The organism is Streptomyces sp. NBC_01481 (genome assembly GCF_026339995.1).
Taxonomy (GTDB): domain Bacteria; phylum Actinomycetota; class Actinomycetes; order Streptomycetales; family Streptomycetaceae; genus Streptomyces.
Map to the genome: position 1 here is coordinate 61167 of NZ_JAPEPT010000002.1, position 16046 is coordinate 77212.

Consider the following 16046-nt stretch of genomic DNA (forward strand, 5'->3'; position numbering starts at 1 on the left):
GCGGAGATCAGTAGGGTCGTCACATGACACCGGAACTGCGGCGGTCCCTGGGAGTCTTCGACGCGGTCGTGATCGGGCTGGGGTCGATGATCGGCGCGGGCATCTTCGTGGCCCTCGGTCCCGCCGCCCGTGCCGCCGGATCGGGGCTGCTGCTGGGGCTGGCTCTGGCGGCCGTGATCGCGTACTGCAATGCCATGTCGTCGGCACGACTCGCCGCCCGCTATCCGGCTTCCGGCGGGACGTATGTGTACGGACGGGAGCGGCTCGGCGAGTTCTGGGGCTATCTGGCGGGCTGGGCGTTCATCGTCGGGAAGACCGCTTCGTGCGCGGCGATGGCGTTGACGGTCGGGGCGTATGCCTGGCCGGACCAGGCGCACGCGGTGGCGGTCGCCGCGGTGGTGGCGCTGGCTGCCGTGAACTATGGGGGCGTTCAGAAGTCGGCGTGGCTGACGCGGGCGATCGTGGCGGTGGTACTGGCTGTTCTGGCTGCGGTCGTGGTCGTCTCCCTCGGGTCGGACTCGGCGGACTTCGATCGGCTGGACGTGGGCGCGGACGTGTCGGCGGGCGGCGTGCTCCAGGCGGCGGGGCTTCTCTTCTTCGCGTTCGCGGGGTACGCCCGGATCGCCACGCTCGGCGAGGAGGTGAAGGATCCCGCTCGTACGATTCCGCGTGCCGTGCCGCTGGCGCTGGGCATCGCGCTGGTGGTCTATGTGTGCGTGGCGGTATCGGTCCTTTCTGTGCTGGGGGCCGGGGAGTTGGGCAGGGCGACGGCTCCGCTCGCCGACGCTGTGCGAGCTGCGGGCGCCCAGTGGCTGACGCCCGTCGTGCGGGTGGGGGCCGCGGTGGCGGCACTCGGGTCTTTGCTCGCGCTGATTCTCGGCGTCTCACGGACGACGCTTGCGATGGCCCGGGACGGTCATCTGCCGGGCGCGCTGGCCGCGGTGCACCCCCGTTTTCAGGTGCCGCACCGCGCGGAGCTCGCGGTGGGCGCTGTCGTCGCCGTGGTGGCGGCGACGGCGGATGTGCGCGGGGCGATCGGCTTCTCGTCGTTCGGAGTGCTGGTGTACTACGCCATTGCTAACGCCTCAGCATGGACGCTGAGTTCCGATTCGGATCGGGATACGCCCGTTCGAGTGGCGCAGGCACGCGCGACGACGGTGCGGGTGACCGCCGGCCTCGGGCTCGCCGGGTGCCTCGTGCTGGCCTTCGCTCTCCCGGCGCTCTCGGTGGCGGCAGGCGCAGCGGTTCTGGCCGTGGGCGTGGTGGTGTACGCGGTACGCCGAAGGGGTTAGAGGGTGTCTTCGCCTACCGCACTGCGAACGGCTGGTCCGTGCGGACGATCTCCTTGCCGAAGGGCAGGAGCGAGACCGGGATCAGCTTGAAGTTGGCGATGCCCAGCGGGATGCCGATGATCGTGATGCACAGGACGATGCCTGTGACGACATGGCCGAGCGCGAGCCACCAGCCGGCGAGGACCAGCCACAGCACATTGCCGACGCAGGACGGCGCTCCGGCATCACGGCGTTCGACGACGGTGTAACCGAAGGGCCAGAGGGCGTACACGCCGATGCGGAACGCGGCCAGGCCGAAGGGGATGCCGATGATCGTGATGCACAGCACGAGTCCCGCAACCATGTAGCTGAGGAACATCCAGAAGCCGCACAGAACGAGCCAGATGACGTTCAGGATAGTTTTCACGGGCGACGACCTGCCATTTGCTCGAGTCGGGCGATGCGCTCCGTCATGGGCGGGTGTGTCGAGAACATCCTGGAGAGGCCCCGTCCCGGGCGAAACGGATTCGCGATCATCATATGACTCGCAGTCTCGAGGCGCGGCTCGGGCGGCAGCGGCAACTGCTTCGTACCGGCGTCCAGTTTGCGCAGGGCGCTCGCGAGGGCGAGCGGATCACCCGTGAGCTGGGCGCCCGAGGCGTCCGCCTCGTATTCCCGCGAACGGCTGACAGCCAACTGGATCACCGAGGCGGCCAGCGGACCGAGGATCATGACCAGCAGCATGCCGATGAGGCCGGGGCCTTCGTCGTCGTCGGAGCGGCCTATGGGGATCAGCCAGGCGAAGTTCACCAGGAACATCACCACCGAGGCGAGCGCGCCCGCGACGGAGGAGATCAGGATGTCGCGGTTGTAGACATGGCTCAGCTCGTGGCCGATGACGCCGCGCAGCTCGCGCTCGTCGAGAATCTGCAGGATTCCCTCAGTGCAGCACACCGCGGCATTGCGCGGGTTCCGCCCGGTGGCGAAGGCGTTGGGTGCCTGGGTCGGCGAGATGTACAGGCGGGGCATGGGCTGACGGGCGGCGGTGGAGAGCTCACGGACCAGGCGGTACAGCGCGGGCGCCTCGAATTCGCTGACGGGACGGGCGCGCATGGCCCGCAGTGCCAGCTTGTCGCTGTTCCAGTAGGCGTACGCGTTGGTGCCGAGCGCCACGAAGAGCGCGATGATCAGGCCCGTACGGCCGAAGAAACTGCCGATGACGAGGATGAGAGCGGACAGTCCCCCGAGGAGTACGGCGGTCTTCAGCCCGTTGTGCCGGCGGTGCACGGTACGCCCTCCAAGTGGTGCCGCAGGGGAACCCTTCGCGTGATGGTGCTCCACTCACCAGTGGACCCTTCTGTACAGGTCAACGCCAGGCGAGGGAGGCTAGTTCCCTTGTGCTCCGGCCCTTGGAGTCGGCCGTTCGGGTGTCGCTCAGAACAGGTTGCTCGCCGCGAAGCGGAGCACCAGTTGGGGATAGCCGGAGAGGACGACGCCGACGACGGCGGTGAGGACGATGGCCACGGTGACAGGGGCGGGGGCGCGCCTTCTGGCCGCAGCTGCTGCCTCGCCGTCCGCCTCGGCGCTCTCCGTGGCTGCCTCCGCGGCCCCTTCGGGGGCGCGGAAGAGGATCGCGGTCCACTGCAGGTAGTAGTACAGAGCGATCACGACGTTGATGGCCATGACGACGGCCAGCCAGCCCAGGCCCGCGTCGACGGCCGAGGAGAAGACGGTCACCTTCGCGAACAGGCCGACGATGCCGGGCGGCAGGCCTGCCAGGCAGAGCAGGAAGAAGCCCATGGCGAGGGCGGTGAGCGGGCGGGTGGTGTAGAGGCCGCGGTAGTCGGAAATCCGGTTGAGCGGCCGGGTACGGGCGACGACCGCCGCCACCGCGAAGGCTCCGAGGTTCACGATTCCGTACATCAGGGCGTACGCGACGGTCGCGCCGATCTGGTCGTCGCTGGAGTACGCGGCGGCCGCGATCGGTACCAGGAGGTACCCGGCCTGCGCCACGGAGGACCAGGCCAGCAGGCGTACCGCGCTCCACGCGCGTGTGGCCGACTGGCGCAGCGCCGCGACATTGCCCGCGGTCATGGTGAGACCCGCGAGGACAGCCATGACCGGGCCCCAGACATCCGCGTATCCGGGGAAAGCGATGACCGTCACCAGGATGAGGCCGGAGAAGCCGACGGCCTTTCCGACGACGGAGAGATACGCGGCGACGGGCAGCGGGGCGCCGACATAAGTGTCGGGGACCCAGAAGTGGAAAGGAACCGCGGCCGTTTTGAAGGCGAAGCCGACGAGGGTCAGCGCGACGCCCACCTTGGCGAGACTGTCCAGCTGGCCGGGGACCTTGTCGAGCTCGGTGGCAATCTGGGTGAGGTGCAGGGTCCCCGTCGTGGCGTACACGAAGCTGACGCCCAGCAGCATCACGGCGGTCGCGGTGACCGAGGACAGGAAGAACTTCAGAGCCGCTTCGCTGGAGAGCCGGTCGCCGCGCCTGAGGCCGACGAGCGCGAAGGCCGGCAGGGATGCGACTTCGAGGGCGACGACCAGGGTGGCCAGGTCGCGCGAGGCGGGCAGCAGTGCCGCACCGGCCGCCGAGGAGAGCAGCAGGAACCAGAACTCCCCTGCGGGGAGCTTCTTGCGGGTGTCGTGGAGCGAGAGCAGGGCGGTGAGCAGGGCGCCACCGAGCACAAGGAGCTGGATCACGAGGGTGAAACGGTCGGCGGTGTAGCTGCACGCGTCCGCGTCGGTCGTGAGGCAGAACGTCGCGCGGTTGCCCTTGCGCAGCGGCACGAGGGTGATCAGCGCGGCGACCAGACCGGCGATCGAGACGGCCCCGAGCAGCGGCTTGCGCTTCTCGGACACGAAAAGATCGGCGACCAGGACGATCAGAGCCACCGTCGCGGTGATGGTGGGCGGCGCGATCGTGAGCCAGTCGACGGACTGGACAAGACTGGTGACACTGTCGGCTGCCACGGTCACGACTTGCCTCCTGCGAGGAGCTTCTGCACGGCCGGGTCGGTGAGGCCGAGGAGGACGGCGGGCCACAGTCCGGCGAGGACGGTGAGGGCGACGAGCGGGGACCAGGCCGCGAATTCGTAGCTCTGGACATCGGTGAGCGGTTTCACGGACTGCTCCTCCTGCCCCGTCTGCCCCTCCGGTCGCAGCGCGCCCATGCAGACGCGGCGTACGACGACGAGGAGGTACGCCGCGGTGAGCAGGGTGCCGAAGCCGGCGATCGCCATGAACGTGAGGAAGGCGGGTCGGTTCAGCCCCTCGGCGGGATCGAACGCGCCGAACATCGCCAGCATTTCGCCCCAGAACCCGGCGAGGCCGGGCAGGCCGAGCGAGGCGACGGCGGCGAATGCGAGGAGGCCGCCGAGGCGCGGGGCCCGGCCGTAGAGGGCTGCCCCGGTGGCCCCGGAGAGGGTATCGAGGTCGGCGGTGCCGTAGCGGTCTTTCAGGGCGCCGACCAGGAAGAAGAGCAGACCGGTGATCAGGCCGTGCGCGATGTTGGCGAAGAGCGCGCCGTTGACGCCGGTGGGGGTCATCGTCGCGATGCCGAGGAGCACGAAGCCCATGTGCCCGACGGAGGAGTACGCGATCAGGCGCTTGAGATCGCCGCCCGCACCCTGCTTGGCGAGGGCGAGGCAGGCCAGGGATCCGTAGATGATGCCGGCGACGGCGAAGGCGGCGAGATACGGCGCGAAGGTCTGCATGCCGTCGGGCGCGATGGGCAACACAATGCGGACAAACCCGTACGTACCCATCTTCAGCAGTACGCCGGCGAGGAGGACGGAGCCGACGGTCGGTGCGGCGGTGTGCGCGTCCGGCAGCCAGCTGTGCAACGGCCACATCGGGGTCTTCACGGCCAGCCCGAGCCCGATCGCCAAAACGGCGATGACCTGCGTGGATGCGGTCAGCCCACGGCCGTTGTCAGTGGCGAGTGCCACCATGTCGAATGTGCCGGTCTTCAGCCCGATCAGCAGGAGGCCGAGCAGCATGACGACAGAGCCGAGCAGCGTGTAGAGGATGAACTTCCAGGCGGCGGACTGCCGCTCCTCGCCGCCCCAGCGGGCGATGAGGAAGTACATCGGGATGAGCACCATCTCGAAGGCCAGGAAGAAGAGCAGCAGGTCGAGGACGGCGAAGGTCGCGAGAGTCCCGGATTCCAGGACGAGCAGCAGCGCGACGAAGCCCTTTGGGGACGGGCCCGAAGGCATCTTGTAGTAGCTGTACAGCGCGCACAGGAAGGTCAGCAGCGCCGTAAGGACCAGAAGGGGGAGGGAAATGCCGTCGACGCCGAAGTGGATCCGCACATCGAGTGCCGGGATCCAGCTGATGTCCGTCGTGGCCTGCATCTTCGACGGGTGGTCGTGGTCGAAGCCGATGGCGAGCACGACCGCCGCGGCGAGGATCGCGCCGGTGACGGTCACGCCGTGGCGCAGGACCGCCTGGTCCGGGCTCTTGCCGCGCAGCCCGGGCGGGGCGGGCAGGAGCGCGGCCCCGGCCCCGATGAGCGGGCCGACGACGATGAACGCGAGAAGGAACTGCATCACGGACTCGCTGATATCGATCACGGCTCACGATCCCGCGTTGACGTTGGAAAGGACGACGGCGGCGATCGCCAGGACGACGGAGCCTGCCAGCAGCGCGCTCAGGTAGGTCTGCACATTGCCGGTCTGGGCGCGGCGGACGGCCGCGCCGAGCCAGCGGGCTCCCGTGCCCGATCCGCGTACGTACGTCTCGACGACCTCGCGGTCCAGGAAGCTGACCAGCTGGGCTGCGGCCCGGACGGGGCGTACGAACAGTGCGGAGTAGACCGCGTCGACGTGGAAACCGGCGGCGGCGTGGCGGTGGAGCGGGCCGAGCAGAAGTCGGCCCGGGTCCGACTGGTCGGGGGCTGCCGCGATGTCGCCGTACGCGGGGGTGTGGGTCGCGATGGCCTCGGCCTCGGTGACCGACGGTGCCGCCTCCGGGTGGGCGGCGACGGCGCCCAGGGGCGCCCGGGCGAGGGCCGCTCCCGCGCGGAACTGCAGGGCGCGCCAGGTGCCGTAGGTGATCAGTCCACCGACGAGCGCGACACCCGTGCCGAGGACGGCGGTGGTGACGGTCGGGGCGAGGCTCTGGCCGTCGAACCAGTCGTCGAGATAACCGATGGTCATGCCGATTCCGAGAGAGGGGACGGCGAGCACCCAGAGCACCGCGTTCATGGCGACGGGCTCGCGGCCGTGATCCGGGGCTTCGGCTCCGCGCCCGCGGAAGGCGAGCAACCACAGGCGCATCGCGTACGCGGCGGTGAGAAGGGCGGCGATCAAGCCGGAGACCAGCACCGTCCAGCCGGCGGCGCCGGGGGCGATGTCGGATTCGCCGAGCGCCGCGTGCTCGGCGGCGACGAGGATGGCTTCCTTGGAGAAGAAGCCCGCGAAGGGAGGGATGGCGGCGAGCGCGAGCAGGGCGACGGTCATCGTCCAGTACGCGTCGGGGATGCGCTTGGCGAGACCGCTCATCCGGGACATGGCGGCCAGCGAGTTGGTGCCCGCGGCATGGATGATCACGCCCGCGCCAAGGAAGAGAAGCGCCTTGAACGCGCCGTGCGCAAGGAGGTGGAAGACGGCGGCGCCACGGTTACCGACGGCCAGCGCGCCCGTCATATAGCCGAGTTGGCCGATGGTCGAGTAGGCGAGGACCCGCTTGATGTCGTCCTGGGCGAGGGCGGCCAGGCCCGAGCCGACCATGGTGACGGCGGCCATCACGGCGAGAACGATGAGTGCTGCCGCGGAAGCGGTGAAGACAGGAAGGAGCCGCGCCACGAAGTAGACACCGGCGGCGACCATCGTCGCGGCGTGGATCAGCGCGGAGACGGGTGTGGGGCCCGCCATCGCGTCGGGGAGCCAGGTGTGCAGCGGGAACTGCGCCGACTTGCCCGCCACACCCGCCAGGAGCAGAAGGGCGATCAGCGTCGGGTGATCGATTCCGCCGGCCGCGACGGAGCCGAGGATTCCGGTGATCTGGAAGGTTCCGGCGTCAGTGGCGAGCGCGAACAGACCGAAGAGGAAAGGGACATCGCCGAGCTTGGTGACCAGGAAGGCCTTGAGGGAGGCGGCCCGCGCCTCGGGCGTCTCCCAGTAGTGGCCGACGAGGAAGTACGAACAGATGCCCATGATCTCCCAGCCGACCATGAGCACCATCAGGTCGCCGGAGTAGACGACGAGCAGCATTGCGGAGGTGAAGAGGGAGACGAGAGCAGCGTACGAGGGGTAGCGCGGGTCGTCGCGCAGATAGCCCGTCGAGTAGATCTGCACGCACGACGCGACGACACCGACCAGGACGGCGACGAGGACCGCGAAGCCGTCGAGGTACAGGGCGAGGTCGATGGGGACCGACCCGGTCGGGGTGAGCTGGGTCGAGGCCTCGATTGGCTTGTTCCCGCCCTGGCGGACGGCGATCAGGACGGCGATGGCTGCCGCGGCGAGGGTCGGCAGGACGGCAAGGGGCCGTACGAAACCGGGGGCGGTGCGGCCGAGGAGCAGTCCGGCCGCGGCGCCCAGGAACGGAAGGAGGGGGACGAGGACGGCGAGGGTCGTGGTGGTCACGCGGTGGCCTCGGCCTTCTGCGCCCGGGCGGCTGCGTCGGCGTCAGGGTCGTCGGGCTCGCCGTGGGGGCGCTCGGCGGTGTCGCGAAGCTTGTCGACGTCCGAGGTTCCGCGGTTGCGGTAGACCATCAGGACGATCGCCAGGCCAATGCCGATCTCCGCGGCGGCGATGGCGATGGTGAAAAGGGTGAGCGCCTGGCCGGCGTGCAGGGTGTCGCGCATCCAGACGTCGAAGGCGACGAGGTTGAGGTTGACCGCGTTGAGCATCAGCTCGACGGACATCAGGACCAGGATCGCGTTGCGGCGCGCGAGCACTCCGTACAGCCCGACCGAGAAAAGGAGGACGGCGAGCACAGCGGGATAGGCGAGGTGCATCAGCTCTTCCCCTCGGGAGCCTTGACGTCCTTGCGGGACAGGACGATCGCCCCGACGAGGGCGGCGAGCAGCAGTACGGAGAGCGCCTCGAACGGCAGCACCCAGTGCCGGAAGAGGATCTCGCCGGATACCTGGGTAGAGCCCTGGGAGGGTCCGTCCAGGTCGATCCAGGTCGTACGGAACGCGTCCACGACCACCCAGACCAGGGCGCCCGCGGCGGCGAGTGCGACCGCGAGGGCGACCCAGCCGTTGCGGGAGTCGGCGTCCGGGGAGCGGCCGATGGGGGCCTTGGTGAGCATCAGCCCGAAGAGAAGGAGGACGACCACGGAACCGACGTAGATCAGGACCTGCACCCAGGCGATGAACTCGGCCGTCAGCAGCAGATATTCGACGGCGAGGCCGCCGAGGGCCACGACCAGCCAGAGGGCGGCGTGCACCAGCTGCTTGGTCGTGACCGTGATGGCGGCGGCGCCGAGGGTGGCGATGCCGACGAGGAGAAAAGCGATCTCGACGCCGGTCGGGGAGAGGAAGCCGTGCGTTTGGGCTGCGGCGAGCATCATGCGGGGCCTCCCTCGTCTGCGGGCGGTTCGGCCTGGGCGGCCGCGAGCTTTTCGACTGCCTTGCGGGCCGCGGCGATCTCCTTCGGCTCCTCGGCGCCCGGGTCGAGCGCGGGCGGCGCGGGCACCGTCCACATCCACTCGCGGAGCTTGTCCCGCTCATGGGTGAGTTCGCGGATGTCCGTCTCCGCGTACTCGAACTCCGGTGACCAGAACAGCGCGTCGAAAGGACAGACCTCGATGCAGATACCGCAGTACATACAGAGCGAGAAGTCGATGGCGAAGCGGTCGAGGACGTTGCGGCTGCGCTCGCGGCCGCCGGGGGCGGCAGCCGGAATCGTCTCCTTGTGGGAGTCGATGTAGATGCACCAGTCGGGGCACTCGCGGGCGCAGAGCATGCAGACCGTGCAGTTCTCCTCGAACAGGCCGATCACGCCACGGCTGCGGGGCGGGAGTTCGGGCTGGGCGTCCGGGTACTGCTGCGTGACGGTCTTCTTCGTCATCGTCCGCAGGGTGACGGCGAGGCCCTTCGCGAGGCCGGATCCGGGGATCGGAGGCATTACTGCATCACCACCTTCACGATGCCGGTGAGGGCGATCTGGGCGAGGGCGAGCGGGATGAGCGTGGTCCAGGCGAGTTTCTGCAGCTGGTCCTCGCGCATCCGCGGATAGCTCACGCGCAGCCAGATGACGACAAAGGCGAGTACGGCCGTCTTGAGCAGGGTCCAGACCCAGCCGAGACCGTCCGCCCCGAACGGGCCGTGCCAGCCGCCCAGGAAAAGGACGGTGGTCAGAGCGCACAGGACGACGATCCCCGCGTACTCGGCCAGGAGGAACAGCGCGAAACGCAGGCCGGTGTACTCGGTGTACGCGCCGAAGATGATCTCGGAGTCGGCGATCGGCATGTCGAAGGGCGGGCGCTGGAGTTCGGCGAGGCCCGCGGTGAAGAAGACGAGGGCGCCCACGATCTGCCAGGGCAGCCACCACCACTCGAAGGCGTTCAGGATGCCCGGCAGCGAGACCGTGCCGGCCGCCATGGCGACGGAGGCGGCGGTCAGCAGCATCGGCAGTTCGTACGCGAGCAGCTGCGCGGCGGTGCGCAGTCCACCCAGGAGGGAGAACTTATTGGCCGAAGCCCAGCCCGCCATGAGCGAGCCGAGCACCCCGACGCCCATCACGGCGAGCACGAAGAAGATGCCCGCGTCGACGACCTGACCGACCGCGCCCTCGCTCGGGCCGATCGGAATCGCGACCAGTACGAGCAGGTACGGGAGAAGGGCGACGGCGGGCGCGAGCTGGAAGATGCGGCGATCGGCACCGGCCGGGACCACGTCCTCCTTCTGCGCGAACTTCACGCCGTCCGCGACGAGTTGGGCCCAGCCGTGGAAGCCGCCCGCGTACATGGGGCCGAGGCGGCCCTGCATATGGGCCATCACCTTGTGCTCGGTCTGCCCGATGACGAGGGGCAGGACAAGGAACACGGCGAGGATGACGACCAGCCGGAGGGCGACGTCGAGAGCGTCGTTCACGTTCCTCCTCCGGGGCGTTCGGCCGAGTCGGTCGGGGCCTCGTCGGCCTCGGGCCGCTCGGGTTCGTCGGGGGTGGGTTCGGACGGGGCCTGCTCTTCGGCGGCAGGGGCTGCCTGCGGCGCGGGGGTCGCCGGCTTTTCAGCGGTTGGCGGCGCGGGTGCCGTTGGCGCCGACGGCGCCTCGTTCCCGGTCGCCGGGACAGGCTGCTCCGGCTCGGGCGCCGGGACAGCCTGGTCCGGCTGCGGCTCCGGCTCGGGTGCCGGGGGCGCTTCGGTACCGGCCGCCGGGGCCGGGGCGGGCTGCTTCGGCTCGGGCGCGGGCGTCGGGCGGCCCTCCGTCGACGCGGGCTCAGCCGTGGCCGACTCGTCGAAGGCCGGGCGGGCGTGGTGCCAGGGGGCGTCCGGGGTGCCGGGGCGGGCTGCGGCGGCGGGCTGCTGGGAGGCCGAGCCCTCAGAGGCGGTGCGTGCGCGGCGGGGACGGGCGGCCGGAGCCTCGGGGTTTTCCGCACCGGCCGTCACCTCGGGCACAGCCGCGGCCTGCGACGCCGAGCCCTCCGAGACGCTGCGGGTGCGGCGCGGCGGGCGTTCCGCCGGCGCGGCCTCCTGCGAGGCCGCGCCCTCGGCGACGCTGCGGGTGCGGCGGGGCGGGCGTTCGCCGGGTGCGGCGGGCGCGCCCGCCGTGCGGGCTGCCCTCGCTGGGCGGGCCGGGGCCGGGGGGTGCTGGCCCTTGAGCGGGCCCCATTCGTTCGGGTCCGGGACGCCCGGCGGGAGCATCTGGCGACGCTTGGGGCCGCCGTGTTCCGACTCCCCCGGCTCCTTCGCGCCCGGCCAGGCCTTCGCGACGCGGGCCGCCAGCACGAAGTCCTTGCGCAGCGGGTGCCCCTCGAAGCCTTCTGGGAGAAGCAGCGGGACGAGGTGCGGGTGATCGGTGAAGGTCACGCCGAACATCTCGTAGGTCTCACGCTCGTGCCAGGCGGCGCCCGCGTAGACCTCGACAGCCGACGGGAGGGAGGCAGCGGCGTGCGGAACGGTGGTACGGATCAGCAGGCGGCGGACCGTTCCGCCGCCCAGCGCGACGACATGGGCGCAGACCCGGAAGCCCGTGCCCGGTTCGTCGACCGCGCTCAGCCAGTCGAAATACGTGCAGCCCAGCCCGTCGCGGGCGATCTCCAGCGCGGCGATCCAGGAGCCGGCGGGGACATCGACCGTGAGCAGGTCGTAGGCCCGCTCGGCGGTGGCTTCCTCGCCGAAGATCTCCGTAACGGCGTCGGGGAGTCGGTCGTAGGCGCTCACCGGTCACCTCCCGGCGCCGGCGGCGGGGTGACCAGACCGCTTTGCAGCTGATCGGCCGACGCCCGCGCGCCACCGTTTCCGTACCGCTCGCCGAGCGATTCGCGCGCGATCTTCTCCTGCAGCTTCAGAATGCCCTGGAGCAGCGCCTCGGGCCGGGGCGGGCAGCCGGGCACATACACATCGACGGGGATGATCTGGTCGACGCCCTTGGTCACGGAGTACGAGTCCCAGTACGGGCCGCCGCAGTTGGAGCAGGCGCCGAAGGAGATCACGTACTTGGGCTCGGGCATCTGCTCGTACAGACGCTTGACCGCCGGGGCCATCTTGTCCGTCACCGTGCCCGAGACGACCATCAGGTCGGCCTGGCGCGGGCCGGGCGCAAAGGGGATCACGCCGAGCCGGATGAAGTCGTGGCGCGCCATCGAGGCCGCGATGAACTCGATCGCGCAGCAGGCGAGCCCGAAGTTGAAGACCCAGAGGCTGTAGCGGCGACCCCAGTTGAGGACAACCTTCATGGGCTCCGGGGCCAGGCGTGACAGCACGCCCAGGCGTTGCGGCTCCGGCAGGAGCACGGGCTGGGCCTCGGGCCGGGTCACGTCCATGCCAGGACGCCCTTCTTCCATGCGTAGAGCAGTCCCACGGCCAGGAAGCCGAGGAAGATGAACATCTCCACAAGCGTCGTCGCGCCGTATCCCGCCGCGGCGAAGACCGTGGCCCAAGGGAAGAGGAAGATCGAGTCGACGGCGAAGATCACGTACAGAAAGGCGTACACGTAGTAGCGGACCTGGGTGTGCGCCCAGCCCTCGCCGACGGGGTCGACGCCGCACTCGTACGTCAGCATCTTTTCCCGCGTGGGCACCACGGGCCGCAGCAGCCGGCCTGCCCCGAAGGCCACGGCCACGAACAGCACGCCGATCAACGCGAGCAGTCCGACGACCGAATAGCTCTCGAAATAGTCCGCCGCGAGCACGGCCACGGTCGGTTCCGGCACGTCTGCCCTCGCTCCCTGAACCTCGAACCTCGTTGGCGATCTGTTCGATCTGTTCGACGATCTATCTCTACGAACGGGAGTCTAGGCCCTGCTAAAGGGACCGTAAGCAGTCGAGTGGCACATCAGGTGGGGTTATCCCTACTACATCCCACCCATGAACCCCATGGCGTGCGGCGACCCGGCCCGGCAGGCTGGGCGCCATGACCGCGAGCATCACCGCACCCGACGACGACCGGCCGCCGGCCGCGCGCTTCGCCTTCGACCGCCACACCTGGAAGGAGATCGCCCATCTCCTCTCCAATCTGCCCGCCGCGCTGATCGGCTTTGTGTACGTGGCGGTCATGATCTCCACCGGTGCGGGGCTGTCGGTGACCGTGATCGGTCTGCCGCTCCTCGCCTTCGGGCTCGCGGGTGCGCGCCTGCTCGGCCGGTCGGAACGGGGCCGGGCACGGGCACTGCTCGGCGTACGGATCGACGAGCCGAGCCCCTTGCACGGCCCGCACCACCGGGACGGGCTCTTCCCCTGGCTGTGGGCAAGCCTCAAGGATCCGGTGGCCTGGCGGTCGGTGCTGTACTCCTTCATACGGCTGCCGTGGGGGGTACTGACCTTCAGCGTGACGCTGGTGAGCCTGTTCGTGCTCTGGCCCGTACTCCCTTTCATCGCGCGCGGTCTGGCCAACGCGGACCGGGCGATGGTCCGTGGACTGCTCGCGCCCTCCGACGAACTGGAGCGACGCATCGCGGAACTGGAGTCGGACCGGGGGGTCGTCGTCGACACGGCCGCCGCGGATCTGCGGCGCATCGAGCGCGATCTGCACGACGGTGCCCAGGCCCGCCTCGTCGCCCTCGCGATGGGGCTCGGTCTCGCCAAGGAGAAGCTGCTGGAGGACCCCGACACTGCGGCGGCGATGGTGGACGAGGCGCACGGCGAGGTGAAGCTCGCGCTGCAGGAGCTGCGCGATCTGGCGCGCGGGATCCATCCCGCCGTACTGACAGACCGCGGGCTCGACGCGGCGCTCTCGTCGGTCGCCTCGCGCTGCACGGCGCCGGTCAAGGTGACCGTCGACCTGACGGAGAGGCCCGCCGCGGCGATCGAGGGCATCGCCTACTTCACCGTCTCCGAGCTCCTGCAGAACGTCAGCAAGCACGCGCAGGCGAAGAGCGTCGCCGTGGATGTGTGGCGGGCGAACGACCGGCTGCTGATCCAGGTCACCGACGACGGGCGCGGGGGCGCGCGGCTGGACGGGGGCACGGGCATGTCCGGCCTGGCGGAGAGGCTGGGGGCGGTGGACGGGCTGTTCGTGCTGGACTCACCGGTGGGGGGGCCGACGGTGGTGACGGCGGAGCTGCCGTGGAGGAGGCGGGCGGAGGGGTGAGGCGGGGGTTGTTCCCCCACCCCGCCCCTTCCCGAAACTGGGGCTTCGCCCCAGACCCGTGGGGCGTGGCGGGCGCTGGCGCCCCCGTACCCCTGCTGCTCCGACGGCTTCGCCGCGGAGCGGGACACCACACGGGGTTGACCCCGTAGGCGCGCTCCGCACCTGTTCACGTGCGACATGGCCGCAGGGCCGACGCCCGCACCCCACGCCCGCGGGAGCCGCGAGCGTGCCCGACGCTGGTCGGGCGCGGGTCGGGCGCGGGTCCAGCCGCTACGTGGGCCAGCCCGCGCCGCCCCGGCGGGGGCGGGTGGGAGAGGTACGTGGGGGCTGACGCCCCCACGCACCCACGCCCCCGGGCTCCAGCGGCTCCGCCGCGGAGACGCAGACCCCACCCCGGCAGCTCCGCCGCGGAGAATGAACGCAGGGGCCGGCGCACCGACCGAGCGTGCGCCGCTTCGCGCCACGGGCCCGACCCGCCGTGGACCACCGCCCAACGCAGGGGCCGGCGCCCCGACCCGAGCTTGCGGCAGGCTTCGCGCAGCGACCCGACCCGCCCGTGGACCACCGCCCCCGGAAACCCCCACGGTAGGGAAAACCCCCCTCCCAACACGGTGCCCCTCCTCATGGCGCCCCCGCTCCCCCGGGGCCCACGCTTGACCCATGACAGCCCGCATCGCAGAACGGACGACCCCGATGGCCACCGAATACGGATCCGAGCGCCGGGAGCACTTCCTTCCCGCCGCTCTGCGCGCGCCGCTCGAAGGGCGGACCTGGCGGGAGTTCGGCTATCTGTTGCTGAGTCTGCCGATCAGCATCGTCTTCTTCACCTTTGCCGTCACCGGCGTCTCGCTCGGCGCGGGCCTGCTCATCACCTTCCTCGGGATTCCGGTCCTGGCCGCCGGGCTGGCCGGGTGCCGGGGGCTCGGCGCGATGGAGCGGGCGCGGGCGCGGGCGCTGCTAGGGCTCGAGGTCGGGAATCCGGATCCGATACGGGCCCGGAAGGGCGGGCTGATGTCCTGGGTCGGCGCCGTCCTCAAGAGCGGGGCGTCCTGGCGGCATCTGCTCTACGCGCTGCTGCACTTCCCATGGGCAATCTTCGCCTTCGTCGTCTCGGTCACCTTCTGGGTGAACGCCTGGGCCCTGCTCACGTATCCGCTGTGGCACTGGACCTTCCCGCGCTACCTCGACCAGCCGGGCATCTCTCTCTACGGCGACAGCGACGGCAACCAGCTCTATATCGACACCCCCTTCGAGATCGGCTCCACGGCCGCCGTCGGCCTGGTACTGGTCCTCGTGAGTCCTTGGGTGATCCGCGCTCTCGTCTCCTTCGACCGGGTGATGGTCACCGGGCTGCTCGGGCCCTCCACGCTGGCCACCCGCGTCGTCGAGCTGGAGTCGGACCGCGGCGTGGTCGTCGACAGGGCGGCCGCCGATCTGCGGCGTATCGAGCGCGATCTGCACGACGGCGCCCAGGCCCGCCTCGTCGCCCTGGCCATGGATCTGGGGCTCGCCAAGGAGAAGCTGGCCGAGGATCCGGACGCGGCCGCGCGCATGGTGGACGAGGCGCACGGCGAGGTGAAGGTGGCGCTGCAGGAGCTGCGCGATCTGGCTCGCGGCATCCATCCCGCAGTACTGACCGACCGCGGGCTGGACGCCGCCCTCTCCGCCGTCGCCTCGCGCTGCACGGTCCCGGTGACGGTCGAGGTGGACCTGCCCGCCAGGCCCGCCCCCGCCATCGAGGGGATCGCCTATTTCACCGTCTCCGAGCTGCTGCAGAACGTCAGCAAGCACGCGCAGGCGAGCCGCGCCACGGTCGACGTCTGGCGCTCACAGGACCGCCTGATGCTGCAGGTCACCGACAACGGCCGGGGCGGCGCCGACCTCAGTGCGGGCAGCGGTCTCGCGGGCCTGGCGGAGCGGCTGGACGCGGTGGACGGGATCCTGGCTCTGGACTCCCCGGCCGGCGGTCCGACGACGGTGACCGCCGAGCTTCCCTGGCGTGGCTGATCTGCCCCCAATCTCCCGATCCGTCGATTCTCCCGGCCAGGGCACAGT

Annotated in this window: 15 protein-coding genes; 3 read left to right on the forward strand and 12 right to left on the reverse strand. The window is 70.4% G+C overall.

The features are described 5' to 3' along the window. The first annotated feature begins 23 nt into the window (after window positions 1-23). Window positions 24-1292 (forward strand): APC family permease, encoded by a 1269-nt coding sequence (locus tag OOK40_RS10705; protein ID WP_266479239.1) that lies wholly within the window; start codon window positions 24-26, stop codon window positions 1290-1292. Between the two features lie 13 nt (window positions 1293-1305). Here OOK40_RS10705 and OOK40_RS10710 read toward each other — a convergent pair whose 3' ends face one another. From OOK40_RS10710 to OOK40_RS10765, 12 genes are all read right to left on the reverse strand, one after another. After that, on the reverse strand, window positions 1306-1698 hold the full coding sequence (locus OOK40_RS10710) for a YccF domain-containing protein (RefSeq protein WP_266479241.1): 393 nt from the start codon (window positions 1696-1698) through the stop codon (window positions 1306-1308). Continuing rightward, a complete protein-coding gene (gene htpX / locus OOK40_RS10715; protein WP_266479244.1) occupies window positions 1695-2558 on the reverse strand; it encodes a zinc metalloprotease HtpX in 864 nt (287 codons plus the stop codon). The genes OOK40_RS10710 and htpX overlap by 4 nt, the downstream gene beginning before the upstream one ends. Before the next feature lie 147 nt (window positions 2559-2705). After that, window positions 2706-4259 (reverse strand): NADH-quinone oxidoreductase subunit N, encoded by a 1554-nt coding sequence (locus tag OOK40_RS10720; protein ID WP_266479247.1) that lies wholly within the window; start codon window positions 4257-4259, stop codon window positions 2706-2708. Then, window positions 4256-5833: a NuoM family protein gene (locus OOK40_RS10725; protein ID WP_266481575.1), complete on the reverse strand. Its 1578-nt coding sequence runs from the start codon at window positions 5831-5833 to the stop codon at window positions 4256-4258. Before OOK40_RS10725 ends, OOK40_RS10720 begins: the two co-directional genes overlap by 4 nt. Window positions 5834-5860: 27 nt before the next feature. Beyond that, window positions 5861-7873 carry an NADH-quinone oxidoreductase subunit L gene (locus OOK40_RS10730; protein WP_266479249.1) on the reverse strand — a complete coding sequence of 671 codons (2013 nt, stop codon included), beginning with the start codon at window positions 7871-7873 and terminating at the stop codon, window positions 5861-5863. Then, the gene (nuoK, locus tag OOK40_RS10735; protein WP_266479252.1) at window positions 7870-8247 is read right to left on the reverse strand and encodes an NADH-quinone oxidoreductase subunit NuoK; all 378 of its coding nucleotides are present in this window, start codon (window positions 8245-8247) and stop codon (window positions 7870-7872) included. The genes OOK40_RS10730 and nuoK overlap by 4 nt, the downstream gene beginning before the upstream one ends. Continuing rightward, window positions 8247-8807 (reverse strand): NADH-quinone oxidoreductase subunit J, encoded by a 561-nt coding sequence (locus tag OOK40_RS10740; protein WP_266479254.1) that lies wholly within the window; start codon window positions 8805-8807, stop codon window positions 8247-8249. The genes nuoK and OOK40_RS10740 overlap by 1 nt, the downstream gene beginning before the upstream one ends. Further along, window positions 8804-9364, reverse strand: coding sequence for an NADH-quinone oxidoreductase subunit I (locus OOK40_RS10745; RefSeq protein WP_266479257.1), 561 nt, complete (start codon window positions 9362-9364; stop codon window positions 8804-8806). Before OOK40_RS10745 ends, OOK40_RS10740 begins: the two co-directional genes overlap by 4 nt. Further along, the gene (locus OOK40_RS10750) at window positions 9364-10332 is read right to left on the reverse strand and encodes a complex I subunit 1 family protein (RefSeq protein WP_266479259.1); all 969 of its coding nucleotides are present in this window, start codon (window positions 10330-10332) and stop codon (window positions 9364-9366) included. Before OOK40_RS10750 ends, OOK40_RS10745 begins: the two co-directional genes overlap by 1 nt. Next, on the reverse strand, window positions 10329-11624 hold the full coding sequence (locus OOK40_RS10755) for an NADH-quinone oxidoreductase subunit C (RefSeq protein ID WP_266479262.1): 1296 nt from the start codon (window positions 11622-11624) through the stop codon (window positions 10329-10331). The genes OOK40_RS10750 and OOK40_RS10755 overlap by 4 nt, the downstream gene beginning before the upstream one ends. After that, complete coding sequence (locus OOK40_RS10760) at window positions 11621-12226, reverse strand: NADH-quinone oxidoreductase subunit B (RefSeq protein ID WP_266479264.1); 606 nt, start codon at window positions 12224-12226, stop codon at window positions 11621-11623. The genes OOK40_RS10755 and OOK40_RS10760 overlap by 4 nt, the downstream gene beginning before the upstream one ends. Then, window positions 12217-12615 (reverse strand): NADH-quinone oxidoreductase subunit A, encoded by a 399-nt coding sequence (locus OOK40_RS10765; RefSeq protein WP_266479267.1) that lies wholly within the window; start codon window positions 12613-12615, stop codon window positions 12217-12219. The genes OOK40_RS10760 and OOK40_RS10765 overlap by 10 nt, the downstream gene beginning before the upstream one ends. 200 nt (window positions 12616-12815) lie before the next feature. On the opposite strand from OOK40_RS10765, the gene OOK40_RS10770 reads away from it, so the two are divergent. Together OOK40_RS10770 and OOK40_RS10775 are read left to right on the forward strand one after the other, a co-directional pair. Continuing rightward, window positions 12816-13991, forward strand: a complete 1176-nt coding sequence (locus OOK40_RS10770; protein ID WP_266479269.1) for a sensor histidine kinase — start codon at window positions 12816-12818, stop codon at window positions 13989-13991. Window positions 13992-14684: 693 nt separating this feature from the next. Beyond that, window positions 14685-15998, forward strand: a complete 1314-nt coding sequence (locus OOK40_RS10775) for a sensor histidine kinase (RefSeq protein ID WP_266481577.1) — start codon at window positions 14685-14687, stop codon at window positions 15996-15998. The last annotated feature ends 48 nt before the right edge of the window (window positions 15999-16046 follow it).

Bases quoted from the DNA above. Each gene is read 5' to 3' on its own strand.
- OOK40_RS10725 (WP_266481575.1), bottom strand. From the start codon at position 5,833: ATGCAGTTCCTTCTCGCGTTCATCGTCGTCGGCCCGCTCATCGGGGCC.
- OOK40_RS10775 (WP_266481577.1), top strand. From the start codon at position 14,685: ATGGCCACCGAATACGGATCCGAGCGCCGGGAGCACTTCCTTCCCGCC.
- OOK40_RS10705 (WP_266479239.1), top strand. From the start codon at position 24: ATGACACCGGAACTGCGGCGGTCCCTGGGAGTCTTCGACGCGGTCGTG.
- OOK40_RS10760 (WP_266479264.1), bottom strand. From the start codon at position 12,226: ATGGACGTGACCCGGCCCGAGGCCCAGCCCGTGCTCCTGCCGGAGCCG.
- OOK40_RS10740 (WP_266479254.1), bottom strand. From the start codon at position 8,807: ATGATGCTCGCCGCAGCCCAAACGCACGGCTTCCTCTCCCCGACCGGC.
- OOK40_RS10770 (WP_266479269.1), top strand. From the start codon at position 12,816: ATGACCGCGAGCATCACCGCACCCGACGACGACCGGCCGCCGGCCGCG.
- nuoK (WP_266479252.1), bottom strand. From the start codon at position 8,247: ATGCACCTCGCCTATCCCGCTGTGCTCGCCGTCCTCCTTTTCTCGGTC.
- OOK40_RS10745 (WP_266479257.1), bottom strand. From the start codon at position 9,364: ATGCCTCCGATCCCCGGATCCGGCCTCGCGAAGGGCCTCGCCGTCACC.